The 17,063-nt window shown below is 57.7% G+C and carries 20 protein-coding genes; 9 read left to right on the top strand and 11 right to left on the bottom strand.

Annotation, left to right across the window (positions count from 1 at the left end; translation table 11 throughout):
• Positions 1–56 precede the first annotated feature (56 nt).
• The 5 genes from rpmI (at position 57) to lpxB (ending at position 5,533) form a co-directional block, all read left to right on the top strand.
• Positions 57–257: a 50S ribosomal protein L35 gene (rpmI, locus tag KP707_RS11515; RefSeq protein WP_046901279.1), complete on the top strand. Its 201-nt coding sequence runs from the start codon at positions 57–59 to the stop codon at positions 255–257.
• A gap of 15 nt (positions 258–272) precedes the next feature.
• Positions 273–632, top strand: a complete 360-nt coding sequence (gene rplT, locus KP707_RS11510) for a 50S ribosomal protein L20 (protein WP_007282845.1) — start codon at positions 273–275, stop codon at positions 630–632.
• 101 nt (positions 633–733) lie between these two features.
• A complete protein-coding gene (pheS, locus tag KP707_RS11505; protein ID WP_211503338.1) occupies positions 734–1,804 on the top strand; it encodes a phenylalanine--tRNA ligase subunit alpha in 1,071 nt (356 codons plus the stop codon).
• 1 nt (position 1,805) lies between these two features.
• Positions 1,806–4,274 carry a phenylalanine--tRNA ligase subunit beta gene (pheT, locus tag KP707_RS11500; RefSeq protein WP_211503339.1) on the top strand — a complete coding sequence of 823 codons (2,469 nt, stop codon included), beginning with the start codon at positions 1,806–1,808 and terminating at the stop codon, positions 4,272–4,274.
• Positions 4,271–5,533, top strand: coding sequence for a lipid-A-disaccharide synthase (gene lpxB, locus KP707_RS11495; RefSeq protein WP_211503340.1), 1,263 nt, complete (start codon positions 4,271–4,273; stop codon positions 5,531–5,533). The genes pheT and lpxB overlap by 4 nt, the downstream gene beginning before the upstream one ends.
• Here the strand turns inward: lpxB and trpS are convergent.
• The 3 genes from trpS to KP707_RS11480 are packed head-to-tail and all read right to left on the bottom strand — an operon-like array spanning position 5,523 to position 7,482.
• On the bottom strand, positions 5,523–6,512 hold the full coding sequence (gene trpS / locus KP707_RS11490) for a tryptophan--tRNA ligase (RefSeq protein WP_099213243.1): 990 nt from the start codon (positions 6,510–6,512) through the stop codon (positions 5,523–5,525). The two genes, lpxB and trpS, sit on opposite strands and share 11 nt — an antisense overlap.
• Before the next feature lie 38 nt (positions 6,513–6,550).
• Positions 6,551–7,000, bottom strand: coding sequence for a cytochrome c (locus KP707_RS11485; RefSeq protein WP_211496614.1), 450 nt, complete (start codon positions 6,998–7,000; stop codon positions 6,551–6,553).
• Entirely contained in the window at positions 6,997–7,482 is a 486-nt protein-coding gene (locus KP707_RS11480) for a cytochrome c (protein WP_086633022.1), read from the bottom strand. The genes KP707_RS11485 and KP707_RS11480 overlap by 4 nt, the downstream gene beginning before the upstream one ends.
• Positions 7,483–7,577: 95 nt before the next feature.
• Between KP707_RS11480 and KP707_RS11475 the strand changes: the two genes are divergently transcribed.
• Positions 7,578–8,120, top strand: coding sequence for a thymidine kinase (locus KP707_RS11475; RefSeq protein WP_211503341.1), 543 nt, complete (start codon positions 7,578–7,580; stop codon positions 8,118–8,120).
• Positions 8,121–8,156: 36 nt separating this feature from the next.
• Here the strand turns inward: KP707_RS11475 and KP707_RS11470 are convergent, their stop codons facing one another.
• From KP707_RS11470 to rlmN, 3 genes are all read right to left on the bottom strand, one after another.
• A complete protein-coding gene (locus KP707_RS11470; protein WP_086633024.1) occupies positions 8,157–8,645 on the bottom strand; it encodes an FKBP-type peptidyl-prolyl cis-trans isomerase in 489 nt (162 codons plus the stop codon).
• Positions 8,646–8,668: 23 nt separating this feature from the next.
• Positions 8,669–9,901 (bottom strand): argininosuccinate synthase, encoded by a 1,233-nt coding sequence (locus KP707_RS11465; protein ID WP_046901287.1) that lies wholly within the window; start codon positions 9,899–9,901, stop codon positions 8,669–8,671.
• 73 nt (positions 9,902–9,974) lie between these two features.
• Positions 9,975–11,186: a 23S rRNA (adenine(2503)-C(2))-methyltransferase RlmN gene (rlmN, locus tag KP707_RS11460; RefSeq protein ID WP_211503342.1), complete on the bottom strand. Its 1,212-nt coding sequence runs from the start codon at positions 11,184–11,186 to the stop codon at positions 9,975–9,977.
• A 128-nt stretch (positions 11,187–11,314) separates the two neighbouring features.
• Here rlmN and KP707_RS11455 point away from each other — a divergent pair, with 128 nt between their 5' ends.
• Both KP707_RS11455 and KP707_RS11450 read left to right on the top strand, forming a co-directional pair.
• Positions 11,315–11,782: a nuclear transport factor 2 family protein gene (locus KP707_RS11455; RefSeq protein ID WP_211503343.1), complete on the top strand. Its 468-nt coding sequence runs from the start codon at positions 11,315–11,317 to the stop codon at positions 11,780–11,782.
• Positions 11,779–12,363 carry a TetR/AcrR family transcriptional regulator gene (locus KP707_RS11450; RefSeq protein ID WP_211503344.1) on the top strand — a complete coding sequence of 195 codons (585 nt, stop codon included), beginning with the start codon at positions 11,779–11,781 and terminating at the stop codon, positions 12,361–12,363. The genes KP707_RS11455 and KP707_RS11450 overlap by 4 nt, the downstream gene beginning before the upstream one ends.
• On the opposite strand, the gene KP707_RS11445 is transcribed toward KP707_RS11450, so the two are convergent.
• From KP707_RS11445 to KP707_RS11425, 5 genes are all read right to left on the bottom strand, one after another.
• A complete protein-coding gene (locus tag KP707_RS11445; protein ID WP_211503345.1) occupies positions 12,314–13,078 on the bottom strand; it encodes a TlyA family RNA methyltransferase in 765 nt (254 codons plus the stop codon). The two genes, KP707_RS11450 and KP707_RS11445, sit on opposite strands and share 50 nt — an antisense overlap.
• A gap of 3 nt (positions 13,079–13,081) precedes the next feature.
• Complete coding sequence (gene dxs, locus KP707_RS11440; protein ID WP_211503346.1) at positions 13,082–15,064, bottom strand: 1-deoxy-D-xylulose-5-phosphate synthase; 1,983 nt, start codon at positions 15,062–15,064, stop codon at positions 13,082–13,084.
• Positions 15,065–15,068: 4 nt separating this feature from the next.
• The gene (locus KP707_RS11435; protein ID WP_211503347.1) at positions 15,069–15,971 is read right to left on the bottom strand and encodes a polyprenyl synthetase family protein; all 903 of its coding nucleotides are present in this window, start codon (positions 15,969–15,971) and stop codon (positions 15,069–15,071) included.
• The gene (locus KP707_RS11430) at positions 15,968–16,219 is read right to left on the bottom strand and encodes an exodeoxyribonuclease VII small subunit (RefSeq protein WP_046901294.1); all 252 of its coding nucleotides are present in this window, start codon (positions 16,217–16,219) and stop codon (positions 15,968–15,970) included. Before KP707_RS11430 ends, KP707_RS11435 begins: the two co-directional genes overlap by 4 nt.
• Before the next feature lie 98 nt (positions 16,220–16,317).
• Positions 16,318–16,572: a sulfurtransferase TusA family protein gene (locus KP707_RS11425; RefSeq protein ID WP_046902033.1), complete on the bottom strand. Its 255-nt coding sequence runs from the start codon at positions 16,570–16,572 to the stop codon at positions 16,318–16,320.
• Between the two features lie 137 nt (positions 16,573–16,709).
• On the opposite strand from KP707_RS11425, the gene KP707_RS11420 reads away from it, so the two are divergent.
• Positions 16,710–17,054, top strand: coding sequence for a hypothetical protein (locus KP707_RS11420; protein ID WP_099213280.1), 345 nt, complete (start codon positions 16,710–16,712; stop codon positions 17,052–17,054).
• Positions 17,055–17,063: the final 9 nt, after the last annotated feature.

The raw sequence follows: 17,063 nt of genomic DNA, 5'->3' as shown, positions 1-17,063 counted from the left end.
GGCCGTGCAGAGTCCCGCTCCGGTGGGACCAATCGTTTACGGCGAGGGAGACCGAAATGCCCAAGATGAAGACGAAGTCGTCGGTCAAGAAGCGGTTCAAGATCACCGCGACCGGCAAGGTAATGTGCGGCCCAGGCAACAAGCGCCACGGCCTTATCAACCGCCCGCAGAAGATGAAGCGCACCAACCGTGGTCCTCAGACCATGACGGATATGGACGCAAAGACCATCAAGCAGTGGGCGCCCTACGGGCTCTAAGGGAGATTAAGGTACATGGCACGTGTTAAGCGGGGCGTAACGACGCACGCCCGTCACAAGAAAGTTCTCGATCTCGCCAAGGGTTACCGCGGCCGTTCGTCTACGAACTACCGTATTGCTCTCGAGCGCGTTGAGAAGGCGCTGCGCTATGCGTATCGCGACCGTCGCAACAAGAAGCGTGATTTCCGCGCTCTGTGGATCCAGCGTATCAACGCTGCCGTCCGTGAGCACGGTCTGACGTACAGCAAGTTCATCAATGGCCTGGACAAGGCTGGCATCGAGATCGACCGTAAGGTCCTTGCTGCCATTGCTTTTGACGACGCAGCTGCTTTCGCAGAAATCGTCAAGAAGGCACAGGCCGCTCTCGCAGCCTGAGCTATTCAGACCTGATCCCCACTCGTGGGGGCTGGTGACTGGCGGGCCGTCCTGTTATCAGGGCGGCCCGTTTTGTATTTGTACTGTAAGCGATGGGCGGTATGGCTGACGATCTCGACACGCTGAAGAATGACACTCTTGCTGCGCTGGGCGCTGCTCAGGACCGCGCGCAATGGGATGCCATTCGCGTTGGAACACTGGGGAAGTCTGGTGCCCTGACCTGGCTGCTCAAACAGCTTGGTAAACTCGACCCCGAAGAGCGCAAACTGCGCGGACAGGCTCTGAACCGCCTGCGGGACGAATTGACCAAAGCTGTTGAAGAGCGCGGACGCGAGATTGAGGAGCAGGCTCTTGAAGCGCGTCTGAAGTCTGAGCGGGTGGATGTGACGATGCCTGCGCCGTCTGTTGCGACGGGCGCCATTCATCCGATCAGCCGTACCATTGAAGAAATGACAGCCATCTTTGGCGCCATGGGTTTTTCCGTTGCGGAAGGGCCCGATGTTGAAAGCCAGTGGCATAATTTCTCGGCACTCAATACGCCGGACCATCATCCGGCCCGGACTGAACACGATACTTTCTATCTGCCGCCCAAGTCAGGCACTAACGAGCCGCGCGTTCTGCGGACCCAGACGTCTGGCGTGCAGATCCGGACGATGCTGGGGCAGAAACCGCCCATCCGCATCATTGCTCCTGGCCGCACCTATCGTGCCGATCATGACGCAACCCATTCCCCGATGTTCCATCAGTGCGAAGGGCTGGTCATTGACCGCAATATTACTCTTGGGCACCTCAAAGGCTGCCTGATCGAGTTCCTGCGCGTCTATTTCGACAAGCCTAATCTGCCGGTGCGTTTCCGTGCATCTTATTTCCCGTTTACCGAGCCCTCCATGGAAGTGGATATCGGCTGGTCAAAAGCCACGGGCGAGATTGGCGGTGGGTCCGACTGGCTGGAAGTTCTCGGGTCCGGCATGGTGCACCCGCGCGTGCTGGCAAATTGCGGCCTCGATCCGGCCGAATGGCAGGGCTTTGCGTTCGGTATGGGCGTCGAGCGTCTGGCCATGCTCAAGAACGGTATCCCGGATCTTCGGTCTTTCTATGAGAGCGACCTCCGCTGGCTCCGCCACTATGGCTTTTCTGCTTTCTCTCCCGCAACGCTGACGGAGGGCGTGTGACATGAAGTTCTCTCTCTCCTGGCTGCGTGAACATCTTGATTTTACAGCATCTTGCGAAGAGATCTGTGCCCGTCTGAACGGCATCGGTCTTGAAGTTGAGAGCGTTGAAAACCCAGCCGAAAAGCTGGCAGGTTTTAGAACGGCCAAAATTCTGGAAGCCCATCGCCATCCGGATGCGGATCGTCTTCAGCTTTGCCGCGTCGCTGCTGGTGCGGGTTATGAAGATTTGCAGGTCGTGTGCGGTGCACCAAATGCACGGTCTGGTCTCCATGTGATTTTTGCGCCTCCGGGGGCGTATGTTCCGGGGCTGGATATCACCATCAAAAAGGGCAAGATCCGCGGCGAGGAAAGCGGCGGTATGCTGTGTTCCCTGCGTGAGCTGGGTCTTGGTGAGGAGAGCAACGGTATTGCCGAACTGCCGGAAACGGCTCCGATCGGCGAGGCTTATGCGACTTACGCCGAGCTTGATGACCCGGTCATTGAAATCGCGATTACACCGAACCGTGGCGATGCGCTGAGCATTCGCGGTATTGCGCGTGATCTGGCCGCTGCTGGCATGGGGCATCTCAAGCCATGGCTGACGGAAGCGGTTGAGGGTGATTTCGAGCCCGCCGTCAGCTGGAAGATCGCGCATCCGGATTGCTCTTATGCCGTGGGCCGCGTCATTCGTGGTGTAAAGAATGGCCCCAGCCCGGACTGGCTACAGCGCCGCCTGAAGGCCGTGGGGCTTAAGCCGATTTCGAAGTTGGTTGACGTCACGAACTACTTCACATTTGACCTTGGCCGTCCGCTTCATGTCTTTGATGTTGCGAAACTTTCCGGAAATACGCTGACTGTCACGCATGCTGCACGGGAGACCTTCACAGCTCTGGATGGCAACGAATACGTCCTTGGCACGGATGATATGGTGATTGTTGACGATGCTGGTGTGCAGTCGCTTGCAGGCATTATGGGCGGTCAGCAGAGCGGTGTGGATGAGAACACGACGGACGTGTTTGTTGAATCCGCGTTGTTCGATGCTGTTCGTATTGCCCTGACGGGCCGTCGTCTGGCGATCCATACAGATGCGCGTCAGCGTTTCGAGCGTGGTGTTGATCCGGCACTGGTGCGAACTGGGCTCGAAGCAGCCACCATCATGATCCGTGACCTTTGCGGTGGCGAGCCAAGCGAAATTACGGAAGCTGGCGACCTGCCCAACTGGAAACGCACGGCTACGCTGCGTTTTGAGCGCCTGGAAACGCTGGGTGGTATTAATATCCCTGCGGATGATGCTGTGCGTTCTCTGGAGCATCTGGGCTTCGAGGTTGTTGATCGGAAAGACGATCAGGCGACCTTCGCGGTCCCGTCCTGGAGGAATGACGTTGCATCCGGTCAGGTTTTGGCTCAGGCCGTGACACTTAATGAGGACGTCGCGGCAAAGGCAGCAGCGAATGTTCCGCGCATGGAAGCGGAATGTGACCTCATAGAGGAAGTGCTGCGTCTTTATGGACTGGATGCGGTGCCGGCTGTGCCACTTCCTCAGTTGGCCATGGTCGCGGCTCCGGCAGTCACGCCTCTTCAGGCACGTGCAGCGCTGATGCGCCGTATCTGTGCAGCCCGTGGGATGATGGAAACGGTTGGTTTCTCCTTCGTCGCTCATGAAGACGCGGTTCTGTTCAGTGATGTGCCCGAAACGCAGCGTTTGCTGAACCCTATCGCCATGGATCTTGATCAGCTGCGCCCGACGCCGCTCGTCAATCTGGCCCGCGCACTTGGCCGCAATCTGGCGCGTGGTTTGGGGCTTTCTGGCGAAGGCGCATTGTTTGAAATTGGTCCATGTTTTGATTTCGAAGGTCAGCACCTGCGTGTTGCTGGCTTGCGAGGCGGATTGACGGCTCGTGAACCCGGTCAGGCTGCGCAGGAAGCAACGCTCTGGGATGCCAAGGCGGATCTGACGGCTGCGCTGACGGCGCTCGGTGTTCCGGAAGCTTCTTTGTCTGTCACTGCAGATGCTCCGGGCTTTTATCACCCAGGTCGCTCAGGTCAGGTACGGCAGGGGCCTAAGCTGGTTCTGGGCAGCTTTGGTGAACTGCATCCTCGCACGGCACGCGCGCTTGGTTTGACTGGGACTGTCGTGGCGTTCGAGCTGTATCTGGATCGTATCCCTCAGCCTAAGGCTAAAAAGAAGACGCCTCCTGCGCTCTCAGCGCTGCAGCCAGTGCGTCGTGACTTCGCGTTCCTTGCTGGGCCAGATGTCGAAGCACAAACTGTTCTCAAGGCCGTTCGTATGGCCGACCGGAACCTGATTCAGGATGTTCGCCTCTTTGACGTCTTTGAAGGTGGTAGCCTGCCGGAAGGACATCGTTCTCTCGGTGTTGAGGTTGTCCTACAGCCGCAGACCGAAAGTCTGACGGATGTCGGCCTTGAAGCGCTTTCCAAATCGGTGGAAGCTGCGGTTCTCAAGGCAACAGGAGCTACGTTGCGCCGATGAACTCTCTTCCAGAATCCGAACTGGCGCATCAGCCGGGCAATAGGGCCTTCCAGCCGGGGGCTCCCACGCCCCAGCATGGGCGCGTGATTTGGATTCTGGCGGGGGAAGCCAGTGGAGACGTGATTGGTGCACGTCTCATGCTGGCGCTTCATGCGCAGGACCCGACGCTGGTGTTTGCCGGAGTCGGGGGTGGCCGCATGGAAGCCCTTGGGCTTCACAGCCTGTTCCCGATGAGTGATCTGGCTGTCATGGGGCTTGTGGAAGTCTTGCCGAGGGTCAGGCATTTGCGGCAGCGGCTTCTGGAAGCTGTTCAAGATATCGAGCTTCGTAAGCCTGATCTGGTTGTCACAATAGACAGCCCAGGTTTCGCACTTCGACTTCTTCAGAAAATTGAAAATTCTGGCTTCAAGCGCGTCCATTACGTTGCACCGCAGGTCTGGGCCTGGCGCGAAAATCGCGTCAAGGAATTCCCCGGGCTCTGGGATCGGTTGCTCTGCCTTTTACCGTTTGAGCCGGAATGGTTTGCGCAGAGAGGACTGGAAGCGCGGTTCGTCGGTCATCCGGTGTTGCAGTCGGGTGTGAGACAGGGAAACGCTGCACGCTTTCGGACGCGGCATAATATTCCTGAAACGGCACCCGTCCTGATTTTGATGCCAGGAAGCCGGCGCTCTGAAGTTCCGAAGCTGTTGCCAGTTTTTCGCAAGATGCTGGACATTTTGCGCAAGAAGTATCCGGACATCTGCCCGGTGATACCGGTTGCTCCGGTCATTGCGCCGACCGTGCGCAACCTTATTCGTAAATGGCCCGTACAGCCGCATATCGTGACCGATATTCATGATAAGCACGACGCGTTTGCAGCGGCTCAGTGCGCTCTGACAAAGTCGGGGACGTCCACGCTTGAGCTTGCCATGGGCAATGTGCCGATGGTGGTGACGTATCGGGTGAATCCGCTAACGGCGATGATGGCGCGTCGGATGATCAAGGTGCCATACGTCGCCATGGTCAATCTTCTGGCCGGACGTGAAGTCGTGCCGGAAATGTTGCAGGAGAACTGCACGCCTGAGAAGCTGGCAGATATGGTTTCAAAGCTGCTTGATGATCCGGCAGCAGCAAAGAAGCAGCAGATGGCATTTGAAGAGGTGCTGGAAAAGCTCTCTCCCGCTGTGGGTACGCCTGCGGATGCAGCTGCTGCGGAAATTATGGATCTTCTGGACGAGCCGGTGTCCCGCTCGTCCAAGAAGAAAAAAATCAGCGAATAAAGCCGACCAGTCGCTCTGCTTCCTGCACGATTGGCTCGGAAATTTCACGGGCTCGGTCGGCGCCTGCGCGCAGGACAGAGATGATGTGGTCTTCGTTCTGCATCAGGCGGGCTGTTTCGGTCGCAACTGGCCCAAGTTTTTCTACGAGCAGATCGGCCAGAGCGTTTTTGAACGGGCCAAAGCCCTGTCCACCGAAACGCGCCAGAACGTCAGACATCGTCTCGTCTGACATGGCCGCGTAAATAGCTACCAGATTGCGGGCTTCCGCCCGGTCTTCCAGTCCCTCAACGTCGCTTGGCAGCGCGTCGGAATCTGTCTTGGCGCGGCGAATCTTCAGAGCGATTTCGTCCGGGGTATCTGTCAGGACAATGCGGCTCTGCTCGGAGGGGTCCGACTTGGACATTTTCTTCGTGCCGTCGCGCAGGCTCATGACGCGGGCTGCTGCCGGCGGGATGAACGCTTCGATCTGAGGGAAGAACTCCGTACCCATGTCATGGTTGAATTTTTGGGCGATGTCGTTGGCCAGCTCAATATGCTGCTTCTGATCGTCACCGACGGGGACGCGGGTAGCGTGGAACGCCAGAATGTCCGCAGCCATGAGGTTCGGATAGACATAGAGGCCCGCAGAGTGGTTCTCGCGGTTCTTGCCAGCCTTGTCTTTGAACTGTGTCATCCGGTTCAACCAGCCGAGGCGGGAAACACAATTGAAAATCCATCCCAGTCGCGCATGGGCGCTGACGGCAGACTGGTTGTAAAGGCGTGTCGGTTCAATGCCGGTTGCCAGAAGGCAGGCTGCTGAGCCAAGCGTCTGACGACGCAGGTCTTCCGGATTCCAGGGCATTGTGATCGAGTGCATGTCCACGAGGCAGAAGACACAATCATGGTCTGCCTGCATGGCCGCCCAGTTGCGGAGTGCACCCAGGTAGTTACCCAGATGAGGAATGCCAGTTGGCTGAATGCCGGAAAATACACGCTGCATGATGGATCTGTCTTCAGCTTTGGGGAAAGGTCATGCTCTCAGGGAAGCGGCTGCTTCTGCTCCAGGAGCTGTCGTTCTTGGTAACTCGCTGCCGGGTCACCCTGCTGTGCACGTGCATTGGCGACCTCGGCTGGCGTGATGGTGGGGGAAGGCTTGATATTGCCGCGTGCAATCAGCCAGTTCAGAGTATCAGCAATCTGCTGGTCAGTGAGGCGATCACGATATGCGGGCATGGAATAATTATAGCGATAGCCCTGAGTGGTGAAACTACCACGAAGGCCATTCAGAAGAACATTCGCGAGATAGTGGCGACCCTCAGGTGTTTGGGCGATGAAATCTACTCGGCCTACGAGGGGTGGTGTTTCCCCGGGCATTCCACTTCCGCCATGGTGGCAGATACCGCAGTTGGGCCCATAAACGGCTTGGCCAGCCGGTTTCTTCCCGCAGCAGGCAAGTGCGAGACAACCAAGAAAAGCGATCCGTTTCATGGGAGAGGGGACTGCTGTTCCAGTTTCTGGCGTTCAAGCAGAACTTCCTGAGGTGACAGCGGATGTTTGCGTTCTTCAGCGATCTCGGCAGCCGTGAATGTTGGGCCCCCTGCGGCCATTTCTTTTCCTCCAACAAATGTCAGGATCCGTGCAATTTCATCATCTGAAAGGCGATGAAATGATGGCATCGAACTGTTGTAAGGAGCGCCACCCGCTGTGATCGGTCCGTCAAGACCATTCAGCAGCACGTGGATAATGTAGCGATGGCCTTCCGGAGTCAGGGCAATATGCCCAACCCGCCCGAATATTGGAGCAACGGCTCGCACCTGCCCGTGGCCACCATGATGGCAGATACTGCACTCGTTCGAATATTCTCGAGGGGCCTGTTCACGATTTTCCCACGCATGGCCAACCACAAAAACAATTGCCATGAAAATGGCAATAAACAGGGGAAGCCGGATTGCTGGGTCTAATCTGATCACAGAAGGTTTGTCGCATTTTCATGGTGCGTTCAGCAAGGGTGGCTCTTGGCAAAACCGTCCCGATAGGGCTCATGGGCGCATCAGAAGGAGAAAGCATGAGCGGCAAGGGACGTCTGGTACTGTATGTGGGGCCAATGTTTGCGGGAAAATCCTCGCATCTGATCAAGGCTGCGTCTGCGCATGAACGCGTTCTGGCACTGAAGCCGGGATTCGATACGCGTGACGGTGCCGAGCTGGTCAGTCGGGATGGCTCACATTTTGCAGCGCGCTCCGTGCGGCGCTGGCCGCCTCATTCCGAAGACTATTCACACATTGTTCTGGATGAAGTGCAGTTCATGGTCTCACCTCATTACGAGGGAGATATCGTTGCAGAGTTACAGTCTGCCCGATTGCGCGGAGCAACGGTCACTGTTGGCGGCCTGGATAGTGATTACCGCCAGGAGCCGTTTGAAATTGTATCGAGACTCATGCAGTTCGCCGATGAAATCATTCATCTGGAAGCTCGGTGCCATATCTGCAATCAGCCAGCCCAGTGGACTGCCAAGACACATGAGACTGGGCATCTTCTCGAAACGGGAGATCAGGAGCTTTATGAGGCGCGGTGCGATGAGCACTGGTGCCTGCCAGAGGTGCCTTGAGGCCTCTCTGGCAGAGCTGAAGTGAAGCAGCAGGACTTACTGCTGTCCGTTATTGACGCCCAGAAGCTGGAGCTTGAAGATGAGTGGGCTGTTGGGCGGAATGATGCCCATGGAGCGCTTCCCGTAGCCTAGCTTGGCTGGAAGATAGAGCATCCATTCATCGCCAACGTGCATCATCGGCAGAGCTTCGAGCCAGCCATCAACCAGGCCATCCAGCGGCATTTCCATATAGGCACCGCTGCCATGCTGGTCAGAGCTGTCAAAAATTCCGCCGTCTGGCAGGCGTCCTTCATAGATCACCATGATGGTGGAGCCACGATGCGGGCTTTCACCATCTTTTGGGCCGGACTTCAGAACCTTGTAGCTCAGGCCATCCGGGAGGGTTTTGACACCCGGTTCCGCCTGGACCTTCGCCATGAACTGTTCGGGCGTCAGTTCTGGCGCGTCTTCCTTGTGTCCGGCGCATCCTGCAAGGAGTGCGCCGCAAAGGGTCAAGGCTGATGTAAGGCGAAACAGGCTGGTCATGGTCCCCCGCTACTGGTTTGTACTTAGAGTGCGCCGCCGCGGCGGCCAATCTGACCACCCAGGCGCAGGCGCAGGGCGTTGAGCTTGATAAAGCCCTGTGCGTCCTGCTGGTTATACGCGCCCTCGTCATCTTCAAATGTCACGACGCGGGTATCATACAGGCTGTTCGGGCTTTCGCGTCCGACGCAAACGACATTGCCCTTATAGAGTTTCATGCGGACACGGCCGTTGACGGAATGCTGGCTGGCATCAATCAGAGCCTGAAGCATCCGGCGCTCTGGAGAGAACCAGAAACCGTTATAGATCAGCTCCGCATAGCGGGGCATGATGCTGTCCTTGAGATGGGCAGCTTCGCGGTCCAGCGTGATGCTCTCGATGGAACGGTGAGCGGCCAGCAGGATCGTGCCACCCGGCGTTTCGTAGATGCCGCGGGACTTCATGCCCACAAAGCGGTTTTCCACGATGTCCAGACGGCCGATGCCGTTGTCGCGGCCTAGTTCGTTCAGGCGTGTCAGCAGTGTTGCCGGGGTCATCGCAACGCCGTTGATGGCAACCGGGTCACCATTCACGAAGTCGATGCTGATTTCCGTAGCCTTGTCCGGCGCGGCTTCTGGGGAGATGGTGCGCTGGAAAACGATTTCGTCAGGTGCCACAGCCGGATCTTCGAGCAGCTTGCCTTCGGACGAGGAGTGCAGAAGGTTGGCGTCAACGGAGAAGGGGGCTTCGCCACGCTTGTCTTTCGTGACGGGGATCTGGTTTTCTTCAGCAAATTCCAGCAGCTTTGTGCGGGATGTCAGTTCCCATTCGCGCCATGGGGAAATGACTTTCACGTCCGGCTTCAGAGCATAGTAGCCAAGCTCGAAACGGACCTGGTCGTTGCCCTTGCCGGTTGCACCGTGGGCAACGGCATCCGCACCAACAGCTTCGGCAATTTCGATCTGGCGCTTGGCGATCAGCGGACGGGCGATGGACGTACCGAGGAGGTACTGGCCTTCATAAACCGTGTTCGCGCGGAACATCGGGAAGACGTAGTCCTTCACGAAGGTCTCGCGCAGATCCTCGACGAAGATTTCCTTCACGCCGAACATCTCGGCCTTCTTGCGGGCCGGCTCCAGCTCTTCGCCCTGACCAAGGTCAGCCGTAAAGGTCACGACCTCGCAGTTATAGGTCTTCTGGAGCCATCGAAGGATGACCGAAGTGTCCAGCCCGCCGGAATAGGCGAGAACGACTTTCTTGACGTCCTGATGGGCGCTCATAACTGCGTGGTCCTTAATGGTGTTCGTTCGGAAGGCGTTTCTAGCATCCCGCGTCCGTGAGGGAAACCGGGCGTCAGACGCTTTTGCGCTGACGCTCGCTTTCGGTTTTGAGCTGTCCGCAGGCTGCAAGAATGTCCTGGCCACGCGGTGTACGGATCGGGGCTGCAAATCCTGCATCCATCACGATCTTTGCAAACTTTGCGAGCTGCTCTTTTGTGGAGGGACGGAACTCTGATCCCGGCCACGGATTGAAAGGAATAAGGTTCACTTTCGCCGGCAGGTCTTTGATCAGGCGGACCAGCTCTCGTGCATCGGCTTCGCTGTCATTCACGCCGCGCAGCATAATGTATTCGAAAGTGATGCGACGGGAATTGGACGCTGCAGGATAACGCTTGCAGGCGGCCATCAGTTCCTCGATCGGGTATTTGCGGTTCAGAGGGACGATCTGATCGCGCAGTTCGTTCGTGACCGCATGCAGGGAAACGGCGAGGCCTATGCCTAGTTCTTCACCACAGCGATCCATCATCGGCACGACGCCTGACGTGGACAGCGTGATGCGGCGCCTGGAGAGGGCAATGCCTTCTCCATCCATGACGATGCGCATGGCTTTGGCGACGTTATCGTAGTTGTAGAGTGGTTCGCCCATTCCCATGAGAACGATGGTGGAGAGAAAGCGTGGCATGTCCGCGCTTGGACTTGGCCACTCCTTGTAGCTGTCTCGTGCAGCCATGAACTGGCCGACAATTTCTGCTGGGCCGAGGTTGCGAACGAGCTTCTGCGTCCCTGTGTGGCAGAACGTGCAGGAGAGCGTACATCCGACCTGTGAAGAGATGCAGACAGCACCACGGTCTTCCTTACGGTCAGGAATATAAACTGTCTCAGCTTCCTGACCGTCGCGGAAGCGGAAAAGAAATTTCCGCGTTGCATCCACCGACGTCTGTTCCGTCGTTGTCGTCGGGCGGCCGACGATGAAGTGCTCTGCAAGTTTCGCCTGAAGGGGTTTGGCGATTGTGCTCATCTTCGAGAAATCGGTGGCACCCTGATGGTAGATCCAGTGCCAGATCTGTTTTGCGCGGAAAGGCTTTTCGCCAATTTCCGTCATCAGGGTCGCCAGCTCTTCGCGTGACATTCCGACCAGATCACGCCGTCCGTCTTCCAGTCGTGCCTCAGGTGGGGCGAACAGGGCGGACTTTGCGCGAATGCGTTCGCGCTCCGCCTCATTCAGATCATCTGAAGCGATGGAATTGATACGGGGGAGGGTGTCGGGATGTTTCAAAGCGGTCATGGCGGCGGAGCCATAGCACGGGGAGGGCGCAGATTTCCAAGGGAAAGTGAGGTGGTGCAAGAAAGATTGGACTCTTTGTACCGTTCGGTACAAAATATGGTTTCTTCTTTGGTTCTGAAAGGTACGACATGCAGACGCGTCCACCTGTGCCGCCGTTCACGCGGGACACCGCTCTTCAGAAAGTTCGAGCGGCTGAAGATGCCTGGAACCGTCAAGATCCGGAGACAGTTGCGCTGGCCTATACGGCCGACAGTCGTTGGCGAAACCGGGATCAGTTTGTTCACGGGCGGTCTGAAATTAAGGAATTTCTTGCGAGAAAATGGGAGAAGGAGCGTGAGTATCGGCTGATTAAGGAGCTTTGGGCATTTCACGAGAACCGGATCGCCGTCCGCTTTGTTTATGAGTGGCGAGATGGGCAGGGCCAGTGGTGGCGATCGCACGGGAATGAAAACTGGGGTTTTGACGAGGCAGGCCTGATGGCAGAGCGGCATGCCAGCATCAATGATGTGCCAATCAAGGACGCTCAACGCCTGTTCCACTGGGAAGGCAAGGTTCGACCTGAGGGACATCCTGGACTGAGTGATTTGGGGCTATGACGGGATCAGGCGGCCGTAGCCGTACTGCCATCTTACAAAATATCGCTGAGGTATTTCGCCAGTATGGGTACGAAGGGGCGTCTCTCAGTCGCTTCACAGCTGCGACCGGGCTGGGAAAAGGCAGCCTCTATAATTTCTTTCCGGAAGGGAAGAAGCAGATGGCTGCTGAAGTCCTGGAGCATATCCAGCAGTGGTTCGATGCTGAAATTTTTAGCCCTCTGGAAACGGAAGAAGACCCCGAAGCCGGCCTGACAGCCATGTTCGAAGGTACCGAGCAGTACTTTAGGTCAGGCCAAAGAATTTGTCTGATGGGGTTGCTGGCCCTGAGCGTAGACACATCGTTTGCTATGCAGATTAGAAACTATTTTCTGCGATGGCAGGAAAGTCTGTCTCAGGCGCTCCAGAGGCAGGGGCGCTCGAAAAGCGACGCTGTTGATCTGTCTGAGGAAATTGTTAGTGGCATTCAGGGGGCATTGGTTTTGGCCCATGCTCGAGGCGAGGCGGATGTTTTCAAACGTCGTCTTGAGGCGTTCAAGCTGCGTCTGGATCTTCCAGCGGACCATGACGACGAGCGGCAATGAGAAACTCCCGATTGCCTTCGGGGCCAGTAATGGGGCTGGCTTCAACGCCCATAACTTCCCATCCTGGAATGGCCGAAAGCCAGTCATGGATTTCGGCACAGACGCGTTCGTGAACGGCGGGGTCCCGTACCACGCCCTTTGCGCCGACTTCGTTTCGCCCGGCTTCAAACTGCGGCTTGATCAGAGCGATAGCCCAGGCATCCGGGGTTGTGAGCTTAAGCGCGGCGGCCAGCACGGTCTTAAGGCTGATAAAGCTGGCGTCGCAAACGACGATGCCTGCGCGTTCAGGAATCTGCTCCGCTGTGAGAGCGCGCGCGTTCGTCTTTTCCATGACGACGACGCGTTCATCAGAGCGGATTTTCCAAGCCAGCTGACCATGCCCGACATCAACGGCATAAACTTTTGTCGCGCCGTGCGTGAGAAGGACATCCGTAAATCCGCCCGTTGAGGCACCGACATCAATGGCAATACGACCTTTGGGGTCCAGCCCGAAATGCTCGATGCCGTGAATGAGTTTTAGGCCGCCGCGAGACACCCAAGGATGATCTTGCCCTTTGAGGGACAGGGGGGCATCCTCTGGAAGCTGGTCTCCAGCCTTGGCGATGCGCCGATCCCCCGTATAGGCAAGACCTGCCATAATGAGGGACTGGGCACGAGTTCGGCTGTCAACCAGTCCCCGATCAACGAGGAGCTGGTCTGCGCGGCGTTTGGCCATGTCTCAGGCAGACTGCTGGACGACTTCGACGCCCAGTGCAGATGCTGCCGTGCGAACGATATGCCGAGCTGTCAGGCCAGCTTCGTCATACTGAACGTCAGGGGCATTATGATCGATGTACCTGTCTGGAAGAGCTAGCGGACGGAATTTCACCGTATCCAGCAGACCGGTTTCTGCAAGGTGCTGCACAACCAAGCTGCTGAAGCCGCCAATCGCACCTTCTTCAAGGGTGATGAGCACTTCATGCTGGCTGACCAGATCATCAACGAGCTTCGTATCGATCGGCTTGGCGAAGCGGGCATCTGCTACCGTGACCGGAACGCCCTGAGCGGCCAGCTGGTCCGCTGCGCGCAGAGATTCGTGCAAACGTGTACCGAGCGACAGGATGGCGACACCTGCGCGGGCGCCAGGTGCCTGACGCGCTTCGCGAACGATGCGGCCCTTGCCGATTTCCTGCACTTCGCCCTTTTCCGGAAGGTCGAGGCCGATGCCGCTGCCACGGGGGTAACGGAAAGCAATCGGGCCAGCGTCGTATTCGCAAGCCGTTGCCGTAGCATGCAGCAGCTCGATTTCGTCTGACGGTGCCATCACGACCATGTTTGGGAGGCAGCACAGATAGTTCAGGTCGAAAGACCCGGCATGCGTCGCGCCATCAGCGCCGACCAGGCCAGCGCGGTCGATGGCGAAGCGGACAGGAAGGTTCTGAAGCGCCACATCGTGCACGACCTGATCATAGGCGCGCTGAAGGAACGTCGAGTAAATGGCGCAGAATGGACGCAGACCTTCGGACGCAATACCTGCAGCAAAAGTGACGGCGTGCTGTTCGGCAATGCCGACGTCAAAGAAGCGGTCCGGATAGGCTTTGGCGAAAGCTGTAAGACCTGTGCCGGAAGGCATCGCTGCCGTGATGGTAACGAGCTTGTCGTCTGTTTTCGCGCGACGCAGGAGTTCGCGGCTGAAAATCGACGTGTAGCTTGGCGGTCCGGCCGGAGCCTTCTTCTGCTCGCCTGTCACGACATTGAATTTGCTGACAGCGTGATATTTGTCGCCAGCAGCCTCGGCAGGCTTATAGCCGCGGCCTTTTTCCGTGATGATGTGGAGCAGGATCGGGCCTTGATCGTCCGCGTCACGCAGGTTGCGCAGGATGGGGACGAGCTGGTTCATGTCATGGCCGTCAACCGGGCCGACATAGTAGAAACCGAGCTCTTCAAACAGCGTGCCGCCTGTGATCATGCCACGGGCATATTCTTCAGCGCGCTTGGCCGTCCGCTCGATCTTGCCGGGGAGGCGCTTGGCAACCTTGCCAGCCAAGTCACGCAGACCGAAGAACTGGCGCGAAGACATCAGGCGGGACAGGTAGTTCGACATTGAACCGACAGGCGGTGCGATCGACATTTCGTTGTCGTTCAGCACCACGATCAGGCGGTTCGCGCCCGGACCTGCAACAGCGGCATTGTTCATGGCTTCGTAGGCCATGCCAGCGGAGATGGAGCCGTCACCAATGACCGCAATCACGTTGCGCTCGTGGTAGCTCGGATCTTCTTCCGCACGCAGGTGATGCGCGACGGCCATGCCAAGACCAGCGGAAATGGACGTGGACGAATGAGCCGCGCCGAACGGGTCGTATTCGCTTTCCGCACGACGCGTAAAGCCGGACAGACCTTCCGGCTGGCGCAGGGTTCGGATGCGATCACGACGGCCTGTCAGGATCTTGTGTGGGTAAGCCTGATGGCCAACATCCCAGATGATACGGTCATCCGGCGTGTTGAATACGGCGTGTAGCGCAACGGTAAGTTCGACGACGCCAAGAGAGGCGCCAAGGTGGCCGCCAGTGGTGGAAACGGCGTCAACCGTTTCGGAGCGCAGTTCGTCGGCAAGCTGCTTGAGCTGATCGACGGAAAGATTCCGCATATCTGACGGCAGGGTCACGCGGTCCAGAACTGGATAGCGGCCGTATGTAGGAATCGTGGAAGACGGGTTGCTCATGAAATCAGTTCCTGCGCTCGACGACGTAGTCTGCAAGAGCCCTGAGGGCCGCGGCCTGTGCGCCGAAAGATAAAAGGGCCTCCCGGGCCTGATCGCTCAGGCGGCGGGCCTCGGCGCGGGCTCCGTCAATGCCAAGCAGGGAGACATAAGTGGATTTGCCGCTAGCTTCGTCCTTGCCAGCGGTTTTGCCGAGTTCCTCGGCGCTTGCGGTCGTGTCCAGAACATCGTCTGCAACCTGAAAGGCTGTTCCAAGATTCTGGCCGTAGGCGACGATGGCGTCCCGGCGATCATCCGTCACACCAGCCAGAATCGCTCCTGATTCGGCGGCATAGCGGATTAGGGCACCTGTTTTCAGGGCATGAAGACGACGAACTTCATCCAGAGGGAGGGCACGGCCTTCCCCCCGGATATCGATGACCTGGCCACCAACCATTCCCGCTGCGCCTGAGGCACGAGCTAGGGCCAGTGCGAGGTTGGAGCGGATGGTGGCGTCGGAAGACGTTTCATCCTCAAGAAGGATCTCGAAAGCCCGCGTCTGAAGAGCGTCGCCGGCAAGAATGGCAATGGCTTCGTCAAACTGACGGTGCGTGGAGGGACGCCCACGGCGGAGATCATCGTCATCCATGGACGGAAGATCATCATGCACAAGAGAATATGCGTGAAGCAGTTCGACTGACGCCGCAACGCGCAGCGCAGCCTGGCGATCTGCACCAAATAGAGACGCAACTTCTACGGCCAGAAAGCCACGAAGACGCTTTCCGCCACCGAGGGCAGCATAGCGCATGGCTTCAAGAAGAATGGATTCGTCACCCGGCACCATCGGGAGCAGGGCGTCGATTGTTGCTTCGATGTCCGTGCAGGCGTGGGCGAGAGCCTCCTTGAGGGAGGTGGACGTGGTGGCACTCATCGGCCGGTCTCTCCGGTATCGGCAAGAGGCTCCGTGCCTGTGCTGCCGTCATCGTTCTGGACAATGGCGCGCACACGCATCTCGGCCTCTCCCAGCTTTGCATCGCAGTGCTTGCGTAGGGCGGCACCGCGTTCATAGGCAGAAATGGCGTCTTCAAGCTTCATCTGTCCGCCTTCAAGGCCACGGACGATCCGCTCCAGCTCGGAGAGGGCATCTTCGAAAGACATGGCATCAATGGGTTCGGGCATGGAAAGCCTCAAGACACGCTTTGGGAAACAAGGTAGCGAGGGATTACAGCCAGATGACAGGTTTTGCCAGCCCTGTGCTTGGGAACGGGGGAGTTTCCTCAGGAGGGTTGCGTTTCTGCACGCCTGCGGATGACAAATGAAAGAACGCCAGCGCTCTCCGTAAAGGCCACCATCGCATGGCCTGTTTCGCGGCAATAAGACTGGAAATCCGCCACTGAAGCGCGATCCGTTGCCAGAATACGAAGGCGTGTTCCAGGCGCCATGTCACGAAGGGCGCGGTTCGCCTTGAGAACGGGCATGGGGCAGGCAAGACCGCGCAGGTCCAGCAGGGTCTCCGTCGGAGGTATCGTCATGACGTCTGTTATGCCCTGCGCCGTGCCGTGGGCCAAGTAACGGATTTCCCATTGCCGGAATAGCACGGTTTTTCTATAACTATGGCTCAATGCCACAAAGCGTCCTTCGGGGCGCTTTTTTTGTTTTTGAGGAACACATGGACAAACAGATCTCCGAAAGGGCGCCGTCTTCCGAGGGAAATGAGCATCGGGCTTACACGATCCGTATCTTGGAAGACCGTGTTCTTCGACTGGAAACAGTCGCTGGGGGGTTGTCAGATCGGTACGAACAACTGCGTACGGAGATGCGGCAGGAAATCAGTTCTCTGCGGGATCAGATGAAATCCCTGGAGACCAAAGTCGATAATGGTAACAGGATTGTGAATGGAAAGCTGGACCGTCTGATCGGTGGCCGGGCTGTTCTGACGGCGATAGTGACGCTGGCAACATCCATCCTCGGAACTGGGATGGTGCATTTCGCTCTGTCTCTCAGCACGCATTGAGGGGACGAA

The sequence above is a fragment of the Gluconobacter sp. P5E10 genome (assembly GCF_018812145.1).
GTDB classification, from domain to species: domain Bacteria; phylum Pseudomonadota; class Alphaproteobacteria; order Acetobacterales; family Acetobacteraceae; genus Gluconobacter; species Gluconobacter cerinus.
The sequence above is the reverse complement of the archived record's forward strand: the minus strand, read 5'-3'. Positions and strand labels throughout refer to the sequence as shown.

What these genes read in the sequence shown, in the direction of transcription:
- KP707_RS11470 (WP_086633024.1), bottom strand. Translation starts at nt 8,645, where the DNA reads ATGACCAGCCTGTTTCGCCTTACATCAGCCTTGACCCTTTGCGGCGCA.
- pheT (WP_211503339.1), top strand. Translation starts at nt 1,806, where the DNA reads ATGAAGTTCTCTCTCTCCTGGCTGCGTGAACATCTTGATTTTACAGCA.
- KP707_RS11420 (WP_099213280.1), top strand. Translation starts at nt 16,710, where the DNA reads ATGGACAAACAGATCTCCGAAAGGGCGCCGTCTTCCGAGGGAAATGAG.
- KP707_RS11430 (WP_046901294.1), bottom strand. Translation starts at nt 16,219, where the DNA reads ATGCCCGAACCCATTGATGCCATGTCTTTCGAAGATGCCCTCTCCGAG.
- rpmI (WP_046901279.1), top strand. Translation starts at nt 57, where the DNA reads ATGCCCAAGATGAAGACGAAGTCGTCGGTCAAGAAGCGGTTCAAGATC.
- KP707_RS11465 (WP_046901287.1), bottom strand. Translation starts at nt 9,901, where the DNA reads ATGAGCGCCCATCAGGACGTCAAGAAAGTCGTTCTCGCCTATTCCGGC.
- trpS (WP_099213243.1), bottom strand. Translation starts at nt 6,512, where the DNA reads ATGCAGCGTGTATTTTCCGGCATTCAGCCAACTGGCATTCCTCATCTG.
- rplT (WP_007282845.1), top strand. Translation starts at nt 273, where the DNA reads ATGGCACGTGTTAAGCGGGGCGTAACGACGCACGCCCGTCACAAGAAA.
- KP707_RS11485 (WP_211496614.1), bottom strand. Translation starts at nt 7,000, where the DNA reads ATGAAACGGATCGCTTTTCTTGGTTGTCTCGCACTTGCCTGCTGCGGG.
- KP707_RS11475 (WP_211503341.1), top strand. Translation starts at nt 7,578, where the DNA reads ATGAGCGGCAAGGGACGTCTGGTACTGTATGTGGGGCCAATGTTTGCG.
- lpxB (WP_211503340.1), top strand. Translation starts at nt 4,271, where the DNA reads ATGAACTCTCTTCCAGAATCCGAACTGGCGCATCAGCCGGGCAATAGG.
- KP707_RS11445 (WP_211503345.1), bottom strand. Translation starts at nt 13,078, where the DNA reads ATGGCCAAACGCCGCGCAGACCAGCTCCTCGTTGATCGGGGACTGGTT.
- KP707_RS11435 (WP_211503347.1), bottom strand. Translation starts at nt 15,971, where the DNA reads ATGAGTGCCACCACGTCCACCTCCCTCAAGGAGGCTCTCGCCCACGCC.
- pheS (WP_211503338.1), top strand. Translation starts at nt 734, where the DNA reads ATGGCTGACGATCTCGACACGCTGAAGAATGACACTCTTGCTGCGCTG.
- rlmN (WP_211503342.1), bottom strand. Translation starts at nt 11,186, where the DNA reads ATGACCGCTTTGAAACATCCCGACACCCTCCCCCGTATCAATTCCATC.
- KP707_RS11455 (WP_211503343.1), top strand. Translation starts at nt 11,315, where the DNA reads ATGCAGACGCGTCCACCTGTGCCGCCGTTCACGCGGGACACCGCTCTT.
- KP707_RS11450 (WP_211503344.1), top strand. Translation starts at nt 11,779, where the DNA reads ATGACGGGATCAGGCGGCCGTAGCCGTACTGCCATCTTACAAAATATC.
- dxs (WP_211503346.1), bottom strand. Translation starts at nt 15,064, where the DNA reads ATGAGCAACCCGTCTTCCACGATTCCTACATACGGCCGCTATCCAGTT.
- KP707_RS11425 (WP_046902033.1), bottom strand. Translation starts at nt 16,572, where the DNA reads ATGACGATACCTCCGACGGAGACCCTGCTGGACCTGCGCGGTCTTGCC.